Consider the following 16,678-nt stretch of genomic DNA (forward strand, 5'->3'; position numbering starts at 1 on the left):
CCCCCCCCCCAAGCCCGGCTCTGCCGGTCGTCAGATCAACGCATCCCCTCCCCACCCCAAGCGTCAAATGGTTCCAAAGGCCCCTTTGGAGAACCCCATGACCCAGCACGCCGTGGCCAGCCTGGCCCAACTCGACGAACACCGCCCCTTGCGCGTCCAGGCCGGCAATGAAGAGCTCATCCTCATCCGCCAGGGCAATCAGGTTCATGCCTATCAGGGCAACTGCCCCCACGCAGGTGCCCCGCTTGACGAAGGCGTAGTCTGCGGCGGCCTGCTGGTCTGCCCTTGGCACAAGGCTGCATTCGCCGTCGATGACGGGGTGGTCTGCGAACCCCCTGCGCTGGCTGACCTGCGCCGCTACAAGGCTTGGGTGAAGGACGATGCAGTCTGGGTCGATGACCAACCGCTGCCCGTCATCGACCCACCCAGGCACAGCGACGCCCGCTGCTTCGTTGTGATAGGTGCCGGTGCCGCCGGCAGCGCCGCAGTTGCCACTCTGCTGGCCCATGGCTTCGCTGGCCGGTTGCTGTGGATCGATCAGGAACGCCAGCCGGCCTACGACCGTACCGCGCTGAGCAAATTCGTGATTGCCGGGCAGATGGCGCCCGATGAAGTGCCAGCGTTGCTCGAAGCTGACGCCCTGCGCAAGGGCCAGCTGGAGCGTAAGCACGGTAAGGTGCGCAGCTTGAACAGCCAGAAACGCCAACTGATGATGGCCGACGGCCAGCAAATCACTTACGACGCCTGCCTGCTGGCCAGCGGCGGCAAGGCACTGCGCCCCGACATCCCCGGCGTCGACTTGCCGGGCGTGTTTACCTTGCGCTCGCGGGAGGATGCCGCACAGGTGCTCGATGCAGCTGAGCCCGGCCAGCCGGCGGTGATCGTAGGGGATGGCTTCATCGGCCTGGAGGCGGCCTCGGCCCTGCACGAGTACGGCGTGCAGGTGCATGTAGTGACTCGCCACGAGGTCCCGCTTGCCAAGCAGCTAGGCGATCGCATCGGGCGCAGCATCCGCGAACTGCATGAGCGCAGAGGCGTCACCTTCCATGGCCCCACGCAGGTCCAGCGGTTCGAAGGCCGGGACAAAATCGAGGCGGTGCTGTTGGCCAACGGTGAACGCTTGCAAACGCCAGTGGTATTGCTTGGCACCGGCGTGCAACCGGCCACCGCCTTCCTTCAGGGCGTGCCGCTGAGCGAGGACAAGTCGTTGCGGGTCGATGCCGAACTGCGCGCCGCCGACGGTTTGTGGGCCGCCGGTGACATCGCCACGTTCCCGCTCTCGGGGCGCCCGGTGCGCATCGAACACTGGCGCCTGGCCCAGCAACACGGGGTGATCGCCGCCGCAAACATGCTCGGCGAGCAGCGCCGCTACGCCGATGTACCCTTCTTCTGGACCTACCAGCACGGTCGTACCTATGAAGTGCTCGGCCATGCGCGGGAGTGGAACCGGATCGAGTTCGTCGGTGGGCCGGAACAAGGCGATTTCATTGCCTTGCAGTGTGTGGATGACAGGGTCGAGGCGGTTATCGCCCAAGGGTATTCCGATGCCATGGCGACGCTTTCGCAGCGCCTGAAGCGCCCGTTGAGCCTGCAGGAGGCGTTAGCGCTGATCGGCTGAATGCTGCCTTTCAATGCCCGGCGGATGTGTGTAAAACAGCGGGATCAGCCGACTGCAAAAGGACTCACGCGCATGATCTACCGCCCCCTCGGCCACAGTGGCCTGCAGGTTTCCGCCCTTACCCTGGGCAGCATGATGTTCGGCGAGCAGACCAGCACCGAAGACGCCCTGCGTATCATCGACAAGGCCTGGGGCCAGGGCATCAACTTCATCGACACCGCCGACGTGTACAACGCCGGGCGTTCGGAAGAGATCGTCGGTGAAGCAGTGGCGCGCCATCGCCATGACTGGATCGTCGCCAGCAAGGTCGGTTTCGGCCCGGCCGAGGGCCTGCCAAACCGCAGCGGCCTGTCACGCAAGCACATCTTCAACGCGCTGGAAGCCACGCTGACGCGCATGGGCATGGACTATCTGGACATCTACTACCTGCACCGCGAAGACCACAAGGTGCCACTGGAAGAGACCGTACAGGCGATGGGCGACCTGCTGCGCCAAGGCAAGATCCGCTACTGGGGGGTGTCCAACTTCCGTGGCTGGCGCATTGCCGAGGTCTGCCACATTGCCGAGCGACTGGGTGTGCCGAAGCCCGTGGTAAGCCAGCCGCTGTACAACATCGTCAACCGCCAGGCCGAGCCAGAGCAGCTGGCTGCAGCCGCCGCACACGGGCTGGGCGTGGTGCCATTCAGCCCCTTGGCCCGGGGCGTACTCAGTGGCAAGTATGCACCGGGTGCTGTGCCCGATGCAGGCAGCCGCGCCGGCCGCCAGGACAAACGCATCATGGAGGTGGAGTGGCGCCAGGAGTCGCTGGCCATCGCTCGGCAGCTTCAGGCCTATGTAGCGGCCAAGGGCGTGGGGATTGTCGAATTTGCCATCGCCTGGGTGCTGAACAACCAATTGGTGAGCTCGGCGATTGTCGGGCCGCGTACCGAGGAGCAGTGGGATACCTATGGTGGTGCGTTGGCGGTGAAGATCACGGCAGAGGACGAAGCGTTCATCGATTCGCTGGTGACGCCGGGGCATGCGTCCACGCCGGGGTTCAATGATGTGGCGCACTATGTAAGCGGGCGGCTGGCCCGTAGCTGATCGCCCGCTTGTACCCGCGAAGAGGCCGGTACTGACAACACCATTGGGGAGCCCTGCGCCGGGCTTCCGGTCCCCCCTTTCCCCAATCATCCCGGTATCGTGCGCACCATTGGTTTTCACCTCTGGAGCTGCAATGAGACTCTTCCAACCCCTGCAAGTCGGCCCGCTCACCTTGGCCAATCGTGTGTTCATGGCACCCCTCACCCGTTTGCGCAGCCTTGAGCCGGGTGATGTGCCAACCACCATGATGGCTGAGTATTATCGCCAGCGTGCCAGCGCCGGGCTGATCATCACCGAAGCCACCCAGATCTCCTTCCAGGCCAAAGGCTATTCCGGCTCGCCCGGCATTCACAGTACCGAGCAGATCGCCGCCTGGAGGCACATCAACGCAGGCATTCACGCCGAAGGCGGGCACAGCGCCGTGCAGGTGTGGCACACCGGCCGGGTATCGCATACCTCGTTGCAACCCGGTGGCGAAGCGCCTGTTGCACCCTCGGCGCTACCGGCCGACGCCCGCACCACCCTGCGCGACGAGCAAGGCAACCTGGTACGCGTTGAAACCTCCGCACCGCGTGCACTGAGCGAGAACGAAATCGCTGGCATCGTGGCCGACTTCGGCCAGGCAGCGGTCAACGCCCGCGAAGCCGGCTTCGACTTCATCGAACTGCATGCTGCCCACGGCTACTTGCTACACCAGTTCCTTACCCCGAGCGCCAACCAGCGCGAGGACCGCTACGGCGGTAGCATCGAAAACAGGGCGCGCATCGTGCTTGAAGCGGTGGACGCGGCGATTGCCAACTGGAGCGCCGAGCGCGTGGGTATCCGCGTGTTCCCGCTGGGCGGGTTCAATGGCGTGGACAATGGCGAAGACCAAGAGGCCGCAGGGCTATACCTGATCCGGGAACTGGCCAAGCGCAACCTCGCCTACCTGCACCTCTCCGAGCCGGACTGGGCCGGTGGTAAGCCGCTGCGTGACGAGTTCCGCCAGGCGATCCGCGCTGCCTATCCGGGCGTTATCATTGCTGCGGGTGCCTACACCGCCGAGAAAGGCGAAGACTTGATTGGGCGTGGTTTGATCGATGCCGTAGCGTTCGGGCGCAGCTACATTGCCAACCCGGACCTGGTAGAGCGGCTGCGGGCGCAAGCGCCTCTGAACGAACATCGGGCACAGTTCGACTATGCCAATGGGCCCGAAGGCTATACAGATTATCCGTTTCTGCACCAGGCCATGGGCGCTGGCGAAGGTTGCGCTTACCGATAATACGAAAAACGGAGCCCTCCACGGGCTCCGTCTTCCTGCGGCCGGGCACGCCTGGGCGTACCGGACACTCGGGCAACTTACTCGGCGCGCACTTGCGCAGCCTGCATGCCCTTCTGTCCCTTCTCGGCAACAAAAGACACCTTCTGGCCCTCTTTCAGCGACTTGAAGCCGTCCGATTCAATGGCTTTGAAGTGGACGAAAAGGTCGTCGCCACCGCCCTCGGGAGTGATGAAGCCGAACCCCTTCTCATCGTTGAACCACTTGACCGTTCCGTTTTGTCTGTTGGACATACTCTAAACCCTCGAATGCTGGCTGGTGCGTTTACCGGGATGGTTGAGCCGCCAGTCGATCGACTGGCATCTTCACGCTCCATCTTGGGCGATCTGAAGCCAACTGGCCACTCACACTTTTATCAGTACGCAAAAATAGTCGCTGAAAACACACGCACACTACACCAGGTCAGTGCTCCCAGGGCCCGCCCGATTCCCAGCTGGCGACCAACAAGTCAATGAAACCGCGTACCCGAGGGGACAGGTGGCGCTTGCTCGGGTACACGATACGAATCGGGTCCGCCGGTGGCCGGTAGGCGTGCAGGACTTCGACCAGGGTGCCGGCGCGCAGGTCGTCACCGGTGATGTAGGTGGGCAGGTGAATCAGCCCGAAGCCGGCCCGGGCGCCGTCGAGCATCGCCTCCGAGCTGTCGATGTTCAACCGCCCAGGGTCTTCGCACAGGTGCAGGCCTGCTTCAGTGTCAAAGCGCCAAGGCATGGCTTTCTCGCCCGCGAGGAAGGCGATCTTGTCGTGGCCATAAAGGTCGGCAGGCACCAAGGGAACGCCTCGCGCTTCGAGGTACGCGGGCGAAGCGCAGGTGACGAACTGCTGCCAGGCCACCGTGCGGGTCAACAGCTGCGAGTCTTCCTTGGGTGCGCCAATGCGCACCGCAACGTCTACGCCCTCCTCGACCAGGTCGACGAAGCGGTCTGTGAAGCGGATGTCTGCGCGCAGTTCCGGCCATTGCTTGAGGTACTGGTCCAGCACCGGCAGCACATGGCGCTGGCCGAGCGACAGCGGCGCAGTCAGGCGCAAGGTGCCTGTAGGCTTACCGCGGCGCTGGGCCATGGCGCTTTCCACCTCGTCCAGGTCATCCAGTATCTGCCGCCAGCGTTCGAATGCCACCAGGCCCTCGTCGGTCAGGCTCAGCTTGCGCGTGGTGCGATTGAGCAAACGCACCGCCATGCGGGCCTCCAGGCGAGCAATGCTCTTGCCTACCGCCGACCGGGTCAGGCCCAGGCTGGCAGCGGCGGCAGTGAAGCTGCCGGCCTTCGCGGCGCTGACGAAGGCGGCAATATCGCCGAAGCGGTTGGGTTCCATGACAGGTTCCTGAGTGTGGTGCGGCCGGTTTAGATGGGTATGGATCTGGGAATTGCAAGCGGCGACGCTGCAGCGCTTGGCGAGCGGCCGCGCCCCAGGTACAGCGCAGGTGTTATCCGCCAGGAACGCTAAGCCTCAAGACAAGCTTTTGATCACCAGCAGGTGCACGGGATAGAACAGGTAGCCCCAACGCCCTACGGCAGGTATCCGCCAGGCATCATGACGCAACAACAGCCACCCGACAGGAACTGCCAGCGCAGCGGCAGCCAGCGTCAGCAGGGTAATGGGCGCCAGAAGATGATCGCGCAACCAGGTGTTGGTCAGGTTGCCGCCAATGGCCATCAGGCAAGGCAGCAACCAGGCTAGCCCACCCTGCCTGCGTGCCATCAGCCAGGCGCCAGGTAGCAACACCCCCGGCAGCCCGTACATCAATTGCTCGCTGAACAACCACCCTGCCAGCAGGCCCGCAAGGCCAAGTACGCGCGCCGGCCACAGTGGGTACTGCACACCCCAGGCAACCAGCAACCCCAGTACCAGTGTCGGCATTACACTGAACGTCTGTGAACCACTGTCCAGCCAGCGATAGGCGGGCTCCGAGAGCACCGCGAACAGCAGCATCAGCGACAGGTAGCGTAGGTTGGCGCGGGTATGGAGCACCTTTGCCCTGGCACGCCCCACATTCACCGCAATGGCCAGGCAAAACAGCGGAAACGCCAGCCGGCCAATCACGAACAAGCCATCGGCCTCAGGCCATATGAAGCGCAGGTGGTCGGTGAGCATGGTCAGCATCGCTGTCCATTTGACCAGGTCCAGCCCGGCCGAACGCATGCCTCAGCGCCCGCGTTCGACCGCGCCTGCCCCCAGGTACCGGTCGGTCCAGGCCTCCAGCGGCAAAGGCGGCTGCTGGTCGACGATACGACGCCAGATCAGCGCCAGGTCGTGGCTGTTGAACATTGCCCCAGGCCCGGCACCCTCCCACACCGAAGGCACATCGGCAATCCAGTTGCCCTGGTTGTCGCGGTGGGCCATGTTGAAACGGAAGGTGTAGTTGCCCGGGATGCCCATGCGCAGGTCGGTGACCACCAACGCATTGCCTATCTGGTCGTACCGCAGCCAGTCGCCGGTGAACCAGCGCAAGCGTTGATGCAAAGGGTCGCCTGCCAGCGCTTTTGCCAGTTCCAGGTTGCGCGGCAAGCGCTGCATTTCTGGCGCTTGCCGGTCGAAGCTGCTGCTGATGCCTTCGTAGTAATCGCCATCCTGGGTCTTGGCCATTACGCGCCAGACCAGGCTGTTGAATGCGATGGGCACGGCGCGTACCTCGCTCACGACGATACCTTGCTGGTCCAGTGCCGCCTGGAAGCGTTGCTCGGCTGCCATGCGCCCGGCAAGGCCGAAGCCCAGGTAGGCGGTACTGAACACCAGTGACAGGGTCAGCAAGCGTGTAGCCCTGCCGGTAACGCCCTTGAAGCTTGCGTAGATGACCGCCGCCAGCAGCGGCAAGGTATAGACCGGATCGATGATGAACACAGCGGCCCAGCTTTGGGGGATAGGCTGCAGTGGCCAGAACAGTTGCGTGCCATATACCGTGAAGGCATCCAGCAACGGGTGGGTGACAAGTACCAGCCAGAAGGCGAGGAACAGCCTGGGTAACGTGTACCCCTTGCCGGGCCAGCATTTGTTGACTAACCAGGCCAGCAGCAGGGCCAGCCCGGTGAGCACGAACAACGAGTGCGAGAAGCCGCGATGGTAAGTCATCTGCGACACCGGGTCGGCGTAGCGGATGATCACATCCAGGTCCGGCAGCGTACCCAGTGCTGCGCCATACAGCAGCGAGCGACGGCCCTGGATGCGCCCTAGGAGGGTACCTTGCAGCGCCGCGCCGAGTACAGCTTGGGTGATGGAGTCCAAGGGTAGCATCCCTGAAAAGTGGTTTCTGAAAGCTACCCTCAACCTATGCCGATACGCAATTCCCGTGTAGGAGCGGCCCTGTGTCGCGATGGGCTGCGCAGCAGCCCCGGCTGTCTCGAACCACAAGGGATATGGGGCTGCTGTGCAGCCATCGCGACACAAGGCCGCTCCTATAGCGATCTGCGAAATGCTCGACATTTTGTGTACGCCTGTCAGAACAGCTGCCAGGTGTACACCAGCGTCAAACGATTTTCATCGATATCACTGCGGTAGTTGGAGCGTGCCATGGCATTGCGCACCCGAATCCCCAGCCCCTTCAGCATCCCGCTCTGCACTGCATAACCGATATCCAGATCGCGCTCACGATCACGGCCTTCATAGCCCAGCCCGGTATCAACATTGTTACCGGTGATGTAGCGTACGGTCGCTGTCAGCCCCGGCACCCCCATGGCGGCGAAGTTGTAGTCGTAACGCACCTGGTACGAACGCTCGTCTGTGTAAGCGAATTCATAGGTCGGCACCTCGTTACCCAGCGGCGAAATGTTGGCGAACACCCGTGGGAACGGGCTGTCGCCATAGATGCCCTGGTAGCCTGCATGGAAACTGTGCCCACCATGTCGGGCGGTGAACATCGAGAAGAACGCCTGGTTGTCGATGTTGCCCAGCAAGGCATCGCCATCCTCACGCGCGGTGAAGTAGCCCAGATTGGCACTGAGCACCCAGTCGCCCACAGGCTTGCTGTGCTTGAGGCCGACAAATCCCTGTTCGTAGATGTCCTCCAATTGCCCGTACCACAGGCTGACGCTGCTCTGGTTGGCATTGAACGCATAATCCCCGCCCACATAGTTGAAGGCATCGCTCTGGGCCTGACGCATCGGCACATGGCCAAGCATCGCGTTCATCTTGCCGTCGCCACCTTCGTTGCGCAGGTGGGTGCTTTTCAGGTGCCCGGCCTGCACGGTCAGCCCGTCGATGTCCGACGAACTCAAGCTGGCGCCCTGATAGGTCGGCGGCAGCAGGCGGATGTCGCTGAAGGTCAGTACCGGAAGGTTGGGTTGCAGTTCGCCCACGCGCAGTTCGGTCTTCGACAGGCGGGCCTTGAAGGTGGGCGCCAGGCGGCTGTACTCGTCGGCAGCACGGCCGTCGCCATGCACCGGCAGCAGGCCGGTGTTGGCGCGGTCCGGGCTACTGTCCAGCTTGATGCCCAGCAGGCCCAGTGCATCGACGCCAAAGCCGACCGTACCCGGTGTGTAGCCGCTTTTGAAGTCGAGGATGAAGCCCTGGGCCCACTCCTCGGCCTTGGACTGCTTGTTGGCCCCGACAATATCGGAGAAATCGCGGCTGAAGTAGTAGTTGCGGGCACTCAGGGTAGCCTTCGAATCTTCGAAGAAACCGCCGTCGGCGGCCAGCAATGGTTGGCTGAGCAAAGTCAGGCCCAAGGCAACGCAAGGGGTGTGTTTCATTCCGAAGCTCTCTTGATCTTGTTTTTATGGATAAAGCGTTGGGAACACGGCAGCTCATGGGGTGCGGCGCAGCACCTCCCGTGCACGTGGCTGGCGCAGCCTGAGCAGCGCGTGGGCCAGCAGGCCAAACAGCAGCCCCCAGAACGCCGCCGACAGGCCAAGGAATGCCACCCCCGAAGCCGTGACCAGGAAAGTGAACAATCCCGCATCCCGCTCGGCCGGCTCTGCCAGGCTGCGGGCCAGGGCTTCGCTGATGGCGCCATACAGGGCCAGCCCGGCCAGCGCAGCGATCAGCGCCGAGGGAAAGGCTGTGAACAGCGACATCAACGTGGCGCCGGCGATGCCCAGCAGCAGGTACAGGGTGCTGCCAGCAACAGCCGCCACATAGCGCCGCCGTGGGTTTTCATGGGCTTCATGGCCTGTGCACAGGCTGGCGGTAACCGCCGCCAGGTTCAGCCCGTGGCAGCCGAATGGCGCCAGCACGATACCGGCCAGGGCACTGGCACTGATCAACGGGCTGGCCGGTGTGGGGTAACCCGCATTGCGCAGCACCGCCATGCCCGGCATGAACTGCCCGGTCAGCGCCACCAGCACCATCGGCAACGCCAGGCTGAACACCGCCGGAAGGCTGAACTGCGGTGTGATCCACTGCGGTGAAGCCAACTCCAGCACCAGCGCCTCGCTGCGAAACGCACCGCTGGCCACCGTCACCAGGGTGCCCACGCACAGCACCGCAGCCACCGCATAACGGGGCTGTAGCCGGCGCATCAGCACATAAGTGACGAACATCGCCATTACCAGCAACGGCTGCACGGGCAAGGCGCGGAACACTTCGATACCGAAACTGAACAGGATGCCGGCCTGCATACCCGCCGCGATGGACCCCGGCAGGCGCGCGATGATGCGATCGAAGGTACCGCTGAGGCCGATCAGCAGCAGCACCAGGTTGGCCACCAGGTAGGCACCTACGGCCTGTTTCAGGCCGAGTTGCGGCAACGCGGTGACCAGCAGCGCTGAGCCCGGGATCGACCAGGCGATCACTACCGGCACGCGGTAGCGCAGGCTGAGCAGCGCACCGAGCACAGCACTGCCCATGGACACGGCCCAGACCCAGGATGACAACTGCTTGTGGGACAGCCCGGCAGCTTCGGCGGCGTGGAAAATGATCACCAGCGGGCCGGCGTAAGAGATCATCGTGGCGATGCAGCCCGCGACGATGGCGGACAGCGAACTGTCCTTGATCAGGGTTTTCATGAAGCATCTCGCAAGGCGTCGGCCGGCCTTTGTGGCTGGCTCTTGTTCTGGTGTTGGCTTCTTCGCGGGCTTGCCCGCTCCCACAGGTCCAGTGCACTGCCCCGGGTTCCCGCGCCCCCTGTGGGAGCGGGCAAGCCCGCGAAGAAGCCAACTCGGTGTATCAGGCCTCTTGCAAAGCCCGCGGCCGGCTGCTGCGCTGCTCATTCGCACTGCCCTGGGCCTGCTGCAACTGGAAGTCGAACTTCAGCTGCGCATGCCGCCCCGCCGGGCCATCGACGAACACCACCTCCCCCACCAGCCCATCCCGCGTGGCATAGGCAAAGTCATCCCACAGGTATTTGTCCCCGGAGAGGTTGATCTGCGTGGTCAGGTGGCGATGCCCAGCTGCCGAGATAAAGAAATGCACGTGCGCCGGGCGCTGGCCATGGCGGCCCAGCAGGTCCAGGCATTCCTGGGTTGGCCCCTGCGGGTCGCATCCGTACCCCGACGGCACGATGGAGCGAGCGCGGTAACGCCCTTCTGCGTCGGTGACAATGCGACGGCGCAGGTTGTAGGCGGACTGGCTCTGGTCGAAGAACGAATAGGTTCCACGGGTATTGGCATGCCACAGGTCGACGGTGGCACCCGCCAGCGGTTGCCCTTGGGGGTCGAATACCTGGCCTTGCAGATACATCACCGTGGCCACGCCGTCTTCACTGCCGTCGTCCATGCGCACTTCACCGTGAGCGATGGGCGCGCCTGCAACATACAGCGGGCCTTCGATGGTGCGGGGTGTACCGCCGGTAAACCCTGCCTGTTCGTCCTTGGCATCCTGCAACAAGTCGAGAAAGTGCTCGATGCCCAGGCCCGCCACCAGCAGCCCGGCCTCGCCGCGCCCGCCCAGGCGGTTGAGGTAGTCGACGGCATGCCAGAACTCGTCTTCGCTGACTTCCAGGTCTTCGATCAACCGTGCGGTGTCTTGCAGCACGCGTTGCACGATACGTTTCAGGCGTGGGCTGCCTTCATCGTTGCCAATGCCCGCGGCCTCCTCGAAGAACCGCTGCACTTCGGCAGTGTGGGCAATTTTCACGGTCATTTTGGGTTACCTCATCTTGTTATTTTCGGGTCATGCCTGCGCCACCACGGCCTGGGCTTGCCGACGGCCGCTGGCCAGGTGCACGGCCATGGCCAGCGCGGCAATGGCGCCAGGGATGGCGAAGGCGATGAAGTTGAGTTGCAGGGGCAGGTTGATGCCCATCAGCGCACCGCCCAGCAAGGGGCCGACGATGGCGCCGTTGCGGCCAATACCCGAGGCCCAGCCAAGCCCCGTGGAACGCACCGACAGCCCATACATTTGCGCGGCACCGGCATACAGCAGGATCTGCGTTCCAATGGTGGTGGCGCCGGCAATGAAGATCAGCAGGTACAACACCGGCATCGGGCTGTTGACACCCAGCAGGCTGATCGACAGTGCGGCGGCAATGAAGAACGCCACCTTGACCTTGACCAGGTTGTAGCGGTCGCCCAGCCAGCCGCCGAGAATTGCCCCGGCCATGCCGCCGAAGTTCAACGCCAGCAGGAACGACAGGCTGGAACCCAGGCTGTAGCCAGCGTTGGCCATCAGTTTCGGCAACCAGGAGCTGAGTGCGTAAACCATCAACAGGCAGCAGAAGAACGCCAGCCACAACGCCAGGGTGCGCACGGCCAGGCCGTTGCGGAACAGCGCCAGTACCGAGGCCCCGCTGCCTTTGCGGTCAGCCGCCTCCAATACGTCATCAGCCTGCACATCGCACCCTGGGTCCAACCGCTTGAGCAGCTTGCGCGCTTCATCGTTGCGGCCCTGGCGCACCAGGAAGCCGATGGATTCCGGCAGGTAGTAGAGGATCACCGGCAACAGTAACAGGGGTACTGCAGCCGCGAAGAACATCGACTCCCAACCGAAGCGCGGCAACATGAAGATGCCCACGCCCGCCGAAAGCATGCCGCCCAGCGAATAGCCACTGAACATGATTGCCACCAGCGTGCTGCGCAGCCGTTTGGGTGCGTACTCGTTCATCAATGCCACGGCGTTGGGCATCAGGCCGCCACAGCCCAAGCCGGCAATGAAGCGGTAGATGCCAAACTCGCTCGGGCTGCTGGCGAAGCCATTGAGGATGGTTGCCCCCGAGAACAAGGCGAAACAGATGGCAATGCCCTTCTTGCGCCCGATGCGGTCGGCCAGGCTGCCGAAAGCCAGGGCGCCGAACATCATGCCGAACAGCGCGTAGCTGCCCAGCGCACCAGCCTGCAACGGGGTCAGGCCCCACTCTTTCATGATCACCGGCAGTACCACGCCGTAGATGAACAAGTCATAGCCGTCGAAAATCAGCAGCAGGCCGCACCAGGCCATGACCATCCAGTGAAACGGGGTGAAACGCGCGTTGTCGATGATCGGGTGTACGTCAAGGGTTCGCATGGCATCTGTCGCTCTTGTTTTTGTTGTGGAAGAAAGCTGTTGCCTTGAGGTTGCTGCTTAGCCGAGGTCGCCGCCCCCTACCGGCAGGGTCACGCCGGTGATGTACGAGGCTTCGTCCGACGCCAGAAACAGGATCGCGCCCACTTGCTCGTCGATGCTGCCGTAACGGTGCATCAGGCTGCTGTCGAGGGTCTGGTCGACGATCTGCTGGTACCAGTGTTTTTCCTGCTCGCTCTGCTCTGCACTGTTGCGCGGTACCCGCCGCGGCGGTGCTTCGGTGCCGCCGGGTGCGGTGGCGTTGACACGAATGCCACGGCCAGCAGTTTCAAAGGCCAGGCACGCGGTCAGTGCATTGACGCCGCCTTTGGCCGCGCCATAGGGCACGCGGTTGACACCACGGGTAGCGATGGACGAAACGTTGACGATGGCGCCGCTGCCGCGTTCAAGCATGTAGGGCAGCGCGGCATGGCAGCACCACAAGGTGGGGAACAGCGAACGGCGCACTTCGGCCTCGATCTGCTCGACCTCGTAGTGCTCGAAAGGCTTGGCCCAGATGGTGCCGCCGACGTTGTTGACCAGGATGTCGATGCGGCCAAAGGTTTCCACCGCGCTGGCCATGACCCGGGCGCAGTCGGTGTGTTGTTCCAGGTCGGCAGTGAGGGTGAGCACGCCCTCGCCAGCCAGCTCGTGGACCAGTTCGGAACGGTCTACCGCCACCACTTGCGCGCCTTCGGCCTTGAGGCGCCAGCACACGCCCCGGCCGATGCCTTGGGCGGCACCGGTGACCAGGGCGACCTTGCCTTGGAATCTGTTGTTCATATGTTTTTCCTGCATGACCCGGTTAATGGCAATTGGGAGGGCCGCAGCGCGGCCCCGGCGATCTGTCAGGCCGCCGCCGCGAACTTCTCGTAGTAGAAGTTGGCCGGGGTAATGCCCTGCTCGCGCACGTACTGGCTGACCGCCTCGACCATCGGCGGCGGCCCGCACAGGTACACATCCACGTCGCCGTCGTTGAGGTGGCGGGGCTCGATGTGCTGGGTCACGTAGCCCTTTTGCGGGTACTGGCTGTCCGGATTGGCCACGCAGGCGCTGTAGGTGAAGTTGGGGATGCGTGCCGCCAGCGCTTGCAGGCGGTCGAGTTCGACCAGGTCAAAGTCGTTGGTTACGCCATAGATCAGGTGCAGCGGGTGTTCACTGCCCTGCTCGGCGATCTTCTCCAGCATGGCGGTGAACGGTGCCAGGCCGGTACCGCCGGCCAACAGCAACAGCGGGCGCAGGATCGGGCGCAGGTAGAAGCTGCCCAGCGGCCCGGTCAGGCTCATGCTGTCGCCGGTTTTGGCCAGGCTGGTGAGGAAGCTGCTCATCAACCCGCCCGGTACATTGCGGATCAGGAAGCTGACTTCGCCGCCCTTTTGCAATGAACTGAACGAATAGGCGCGGCTCTGCTCGCTGCCCGGCACCTTGAGGTTGACGTACTGCCCCGGCAGGAAGGCCAGGCGGCTTAGCGCGTCACCCTTGATCGACAGGGCAATCGTGCTGGCCGACAGCTGGCGCACGTCGCTGATGGCAGCCTCGAAGCTGGCCTGCTCGGTCTTGCACAGCTGCGACGAGGCCGGGATGCGGATAACGCAGTCACTTTCGGCGCGCATCTGGCACGTCAGTACGTAGCCTTCGGCAATTTCGTCTTCGCTCAGGGCATCTTCGATGAAGTTGTCGCCCAGGTCGTAGCGGCCGGATTCGGCCTTGCACTTGCAGGTACCGCAGGCGCCGTCGCGGCAATCCAGCGGGATGTTGATGCCCTGGCGGTAGGCAGCGTCAGCCACGGTTTCATGGCCAGTAGCCTCGATGAAACGGGTTACGCCGTCTTCGAAATTCAATGCGATCTGGTAGCTCATGTTGCACCTCGCAGGCGAGCCAGCCCAAGGCGCGTCGCATGACGCACCGGGCAGTGCTCGCAAAACCCTGTATCAGATGTGGTAGATGTCGAGGACCTGGCGCACGTAATCGTTCTTCAGCACCACCTTCTTGGCCTTGATCAACGGCTGTTCGCCGCGCAGGTCGAGGGTGTAGAAACTGGTGCCGAAGTAGCTGTCCGTGGTCTTGTAGCGGAAGCTCAGGGTGTGCCAGTTGAAACGCACCTGGCAGCTGCCCTCGCCCTGCTCGACGATCTCGATGTTGCTGATGTTGTGCGAAGTGCGGGTGTCGGGCACGGTCGCACTGGAGCGCTCGGTCTTGATGCGGAACACACGGTCTTCCAGGCCGCCACGGTTGCCGTACCAGATCAGCGAGATTTCGCTTTGTGGGTCTTCGGTGAGGGTGTCGTCATCGTCCCAACTCGGCATCCAGAAGCTGGCGTCGCTGGCGTACAGCTCCAGCCACTGGTCCCACTGGGCGTCGTCCAGGTAGCGCGCTTCGCGGTAGAGGAAGTCGCGCACAGTCTCATAAAGGCTCATTGCACGGCCTCCACGGGGATCAGTTGCTGGTCGTCCTTCAGGGCCTGGATCATGGTGTCCTGCCAGTACTTGTGCTGCAGCACGAACAGGCCTTCGTCTTCGGTGCGCACGCCGGACAACAGCGGCTTGAGGTCGATTTCCCTGGCCGCTTCATCGGCGCCGTCCACCCAGTGGGCTGCACCACGGGACATGTCGTTCCAGCCGGTACCACCGCCGTAGCCGGTCTGGCAGGAGCGGAACTCTTCCAGGTCGTCGGGGGTGGCCATGCCGCTGACGTTGAAGAAGTCTTCGTACTGGCGGATGCGCTTGGCGCGGGCATCGGCGCTCTCGCCTTTGGGCGCGATGCAGTAGATGGTGATTTCGGTCTTGTTCACCGAAATCGGCCGGGCAACGCGGATCTGCGAGCTGAACTGGTCCATCAGGTACACGTTCGGGTACAGGCACAGGTTGCGCGAGTTCTCGATCATCCAGTCGGCACGCGCCTGGCCGAAGTCAGCGGCCAGTTGGTCACGGCGCTCATAGGCTGGGCGGTCTTCCGGGTTGGCCCAGCGGGTCCACAGCAGCAGGTGGCCGTGGTCGAAGGAGTAGAAGCCGCCGCCCTGCTTGGCCCAGGCACCGGCGCTCATGGTCTTGATCTCGTCGCCCGCCTCGCGCTGCTTGCGCTGGTTCTGGGTAGCGGCGTAGTTCCAGTGCACGGAGCTGACGTGGTAGCCGTCGGCGCCGTTCTCGGCAGTGAGTTTCCAGTTGCCTTCGTAGATGTACGAGCTGGCACCGCGCAGCACTTCCAGGCCTTCCGGCGACTGGTCAACGATCATGTCGATGATCTTGGCCGATTCGCCCAGGTGCTCCACCAGCGGTTTCACATCGGCATTCAGGCTGCCGAACAAAAAGCCCCGGTATGACTCGAAGCGCGCCACCTTGGTCAGGTCGTGGGAGCCGTCGCAGTTGAAGCTGTCGGGGTAGCCGGCGTTGCTCGGGTCTTTCACCTTCAGCAGTTTGCCGCTGTTGTTGAACGTCCAGCCGTGGAACGGGCAGGTGTAGCTGGAGCGGTTACCGCGCTTGTGCCGGCACAGCATGGCGCCGCGGTGGCTGCAGGCGTTGAGGAAGGCATTGAGCTCACCGTCCTTGTTGCGCGCGATGAAAATCGGCTGGCGCCCCATGGTCAGGGTGAGGAAGTCGTTCTTCTCGGGGATCTGGCTTTCGTGGGCCAGATAAATCCAGTTGCCCTCGAAGATGTGTTTCATTTCCAGGTCGAACAGGCGTGGGTCAGTGAACATCTCGCGCTTGCAGCGGTAGATGCCCTTTTCACGGTCGTCCTCGAGCATGGCATTGAGGTAGTCGAATCCCAGGGACATGGCCAGGGTCTCCATTGTTATTGTTAAGACCTGGTCAGGTTAGGGAGACGACTGGCGGGGGACTATCCGGATTGTGCAGAGTGCTATCCAGTTCTGCCGGGATCTCGTACTTTTGGGACCATACGTCCGGGATCATGGAGCCAGCTGATGGCACTAGGAGTATCTTTGGCTAGTTTCATCTTTTCGTAGAGCGGAACGAGCACGCCGATCGCCTCGCTTAGTCGATCCTGCGAACTGATGGGTGCTGCAGCTTGGATGACTGTCAAACCAGCTTCCCGTTTCAAGTTCTCTCCATAGTTGCTGATCAGTTTCTGTGTTGCACCTTCCACGAGTAATAACTGCGGACCAGTCCAATCCGCCGATGTCATTATTCGGTTCAACTGGCTCCCGTAATTACGACCTAGGGAAACTCTGAAGAGGACTTCCAGATTTGGCAGAATGTCTGATCTCAACCGCCGAGACGCCTGATGAAGCAGAT

16 protein-coding genes are annotated in these 16,678 nt (G+C 63.0%); 3 read left to right on the forward strand and 13 right to left on the reverse strand.

Annotated elements, in window-relative coordinates:
• The first annotated feature begins 97 nt into the window (after positions 1-97).
• The 3 genes from AC07XM_RS29465 (at position 98) to AC07XM_RS29475 (ending at position 3,962) form a co-directional block, all read left to right on the forward strand.
• The gene (locus tag AC07XM_RS29465; RefSeq protein ID WP_060517829.1) at positions 98-1,618 is read left to right on the forward strand and encodes an FAD-dependent oxidoreductase; all 1,521 of its coding nucleotides are present in this window, start codon (positions 98-100) and stop codon (positions 1,616-1,618) included.
• Between the two features lie 72 nt (positions 1,619-1,690).
• A complete protein-coding gene (locus AC07XM_RS29470; RefSeq protein ID WP_102690176.1) occupies positions 1,691-2,701 on the forward strand; it encodes an aldo/keto reductase in 1,011 nt (336 codons plus the stop codon).
• Positions 2,702-2,834: 133 nt separating this feature from the next.
• A complete protein-coding gene (locus AC07XM_RS29475) occupies positions 2,835-3,962 on the forward strand; it encodes an alkene reductase (RefSeq protein ID WP_102690175.1) in 1,128 nt (375 codons plus the stop codon).
• 77 nt (positions 3,963-4,039) lie between these two features.
• On the opposite strand, the gene AC07XM_RS29480 is transcribed toward AC07XM_RS29475, so the two are convergent.
• From AC07XM_RS29480 to AC07XM_RS29540, 13 genes are all read right to left on the reverse strand, one after another.
• Positions 4,040-4,252: a cold-shock protein gene (locus tag AC07XM_RS29480; RefSeq protein WP_102690174.1), complete on the reverse strand. Its 213-nt coding sequence runs from the start codon at positions 4,250-4,252 to the stop codon at positions 4,040-4,042.
• Between the two features lie 169 nt (positions 4,253-4,421).
• Positions 4,422-5,333, reverse strand: coding sequence for a LysR family transcriptional regulator (locus tag AC07XM_RS29485; protein WP_023047413.1), 912 nt, complete (start codon positions 5,331-5,333; stop codon positions 4,422-4,424).
• A gap of 135 nt (positions 5,334-5,468) precedes the next feature.
• Positions 5,469-6,161 carry a TraX family protein gene (locus AC07XM_RS29490; RefSeq protein WP_102690173.1) on the reverse strand — a complete coding sequence of 231 codons (693 nt, stop codon included), beginning with the start codon at positions 6,159-6,161 and terminating at the stop codon, positions 5,469-5,471.
• Between the two features lie 3 nt (positions 6,162-6,164).
• Entirely contained in the window at positions 6,165-7,241 is a 1,077-nt protein-coding gene (locus AC07XM_RS29495; RefSeq protein WP_095115356.1) for a metal-dependent hydrolase, read from the reverse strand.
• 212 nt (positions 7,242-7,453) lie between these two features.
• Positions 7,454-8,704 (reverse strand): OprD family porin, encoded by a 1,251-nt coding sequence (locus AC07XM_RS29500; RefSeq protein ID WP_102690172.1) that lies wholly within the window; start codon positions 8,702-8,704, stop codon positions 7,454-7,456.
• Positions 8,705-8,758: 54 nt separating this feature from the next.
• Positions 8,759-9,958: a benzoate/H(+) symporter BenE family transporter gene (locus AC07XM_RS29505; protein ID WP_102690171.1), complete on the reverse strand. Its 1,200-nt coding sequence runs from the start codon at positions 9,956-9,958 to the stop codon at positions 8,759-8,761.
• Positions 9,959-10,118: 160 nt separating this feature from the next.
• Positions 10,119-11,033 carry a catechol 1,2-dioxygenase gene (gene catA / locus AC07XM_RS29510; protein WP_023048139.1) on the reverse strand — a complete coding sequence of 305 codons (915 nt, stop codon included), beginning with the start codon at positions 11,031-11,033 and terminating at the stop codon, positions 10,119-10,121.
• 30 nt (positions 11,034-11,063) lie between these two features.
• Positions 11,064-12,392 (reverse strand): MFS transporter, encoded by a 1,329-nt coding sequence (locus tag AC07XM_RS29515; protein WP_016487225.1) that lies wholly within the window; start codon positions 12,390-12,392, stop codon positions 11,064-11,066.
• A gap of 57 nt (positions 12,393-12,449) precedes the next feature.
• Positions 12,450-13,211 (reverse strand): 1,6-dihydroxycyclohexa-2,4-diene-1-carboxylate dehydrogenase, encoded by a 762-nt coding sequence (locus tag AC07XM_RS29520; protein WP_016487226.1) that lies wholly within the window; start codon positions 13,209-13,211, stop codon positions 12,450-12,452.
• 65 nt (positions 13,212-13,276) lie between these two features.
• The gene (gene benC / locus AC07XM_RS29525) at positions 13,277-14,287 is read right to left on the reverse strand and encodes a benzoate 1,2-dioxygenase electron transfer component BenC (RefSeq protein ID WP_060517846.1); all 1,011 of its coding nucleotides are present in this window, start codon (positions 14,285-14,287) and stop codon (positions 13,277-13,279) included.
• Positions 14,288-14,359: 72 nt separating this feature from the next.
• On the reverse strand, positions 14,360-14,845 hold the full coding sequence (benB, locus tag AC07XM_RS29530) for a benzoate 1,2-dioxygenase small subunit (RefSeq protein ID WP_016487228.1): 486 nt from the start codon (positions 14,843-14,845) through the stop codon (positions 14,360-14,362).
• Positions 14,842-16,200 carry a benzoate 1,2-dioxygenase large subunit gene (gene benA, locus AC07XM_RS29535; protein ID WP_016487229.1) on the reverse strand — a complete coding sequence of 453 codons (1,359 nt, stop codon included), beginning with the start codon at positions 16,198-16,200 and terminating at the stop codon, positions 14,842-14,844. The genes benB and benA overlap by 4 nt, the downstream gene beginning before the upstream one ends.
• An 83-nt stretch (positions 16,201-16,283) precedes the next feature.
• Positions 16,284-16,678: hypothetical protein (locus AC07XM_RS29540; protein ID WP_218279313.1), on the reverse strand; the 395-nt coding region annotated here is incomplete at its 5' end.

Source organism: Pseudomonas sp. GW460-LB5 (genome assembly GCF_059423245.1).

What these genes read in the sequence shown, in the direction of transcription:
- benA (WP_016487229.1), bottom strand. Translation starts at nt 16,200, where the DNA reads ATGTCCCTGGGATTCGACTACCTCAATGCCATGCTCGAGGACGACCGT.
- AC07XM_RS29470 (WP_102690176.1), top strand. Translation starts at nt 1,691, where the DNA reads ATGATCTACCGCCCCCTCGGCCACAGTGGCCTGCAGGTTTCCGCCCTT.
- AC07XM_RS29480 (WP_102690174.1), bottom strand. Translation starts at nt 4,252, where the DNA reads ATGTCCAACAGACAAAACGGAACGGTCAAGTGGTTCAACGATGAGAAG.
- AC07XM_RS29515 (WP_016487225.1), bottom strand. Translation starts at nt 12,392, where the DNA reads ATGCGAACCCTTGACGTACACCCGATCATCGACAACGCGCGTTTCACC.
- benB (WP_016487228.1), bottom strand. Translation starts at nt 14,845, where the DNA reads ATGAGCCTTTATGAGACTGTGCGCGACTTCCTCTACCGCGAAGCGCGC.
- catA (WP_023048139.1), bottom strand. Translation starts at nt 11,033, where the DNA reads ATGACCGTGAAAATTGCCCACACTGCCGAAGTGCAGCGGTTCTTCGAG.
- AC07XM_RS29485 (WP_023047413.1), bottom strand. Translation starts at nt 5,333, where the DNA reads ATGGAACCCAACCGCTTCGGCGATATTGCCGCCTTCGTCAGCGCCGCG.
- AC07XM_RS29505 (WP_102690171.1), bottom strand. Translation starts at nt 9,958, where the DNA reads ATGAAAACCCTGATCAAGGACAGTTCGCTGTCCGCCATCGTCGCGGGC.
- benC (WP_060517846.1), bottom strand. Translation starts at nt 14,287, where the DNA reads ATGAGCTACCAGATCGCATTGAATTTCGAAGACGGCGTAACCCGTTTC.
- AC07XM_RS29490 (WP_102690173.1), bottom strand. Translation starts at nt 6,161, where the DNA reads ATGCGTTCGGCCGGGCTGGACCTGGTCAAATGGACAGCGATGCTGACC.
- AC07XM_RS29465 (WP_060517829.1), top strand. Translation starts at nt 98, where the DNA reads ATGACCCAGCACGCCGTGGCCAGCCTGGCCCAACTCGACGAACACCGC.
- AC07XM_RS29500 (WP_102690172.1), bottom strand. Translation starts at nt 8,704, where the DNA reads ATGAAACACACCCCTTGCGTTGCCTTGGGCCTGACTTTGCTCAGCCAA.
- AC07XM_RS29475 (WP_102690175.1), top strand. Translation starts at nt 2,835, where the DNA reads ATGAGACTCTTCCAACCCCTGCAAGTCGGCCCGCTCACCTTGGCCAAT.
- AC07XM_RS29520 (WP_016487226.1), bottom strand. Translation starts at nt 13,211, where the DNA reads ATGAACAACAGATTCCAAGGCAAGGTCGCCCTGGTCACCGGTGCCGCC.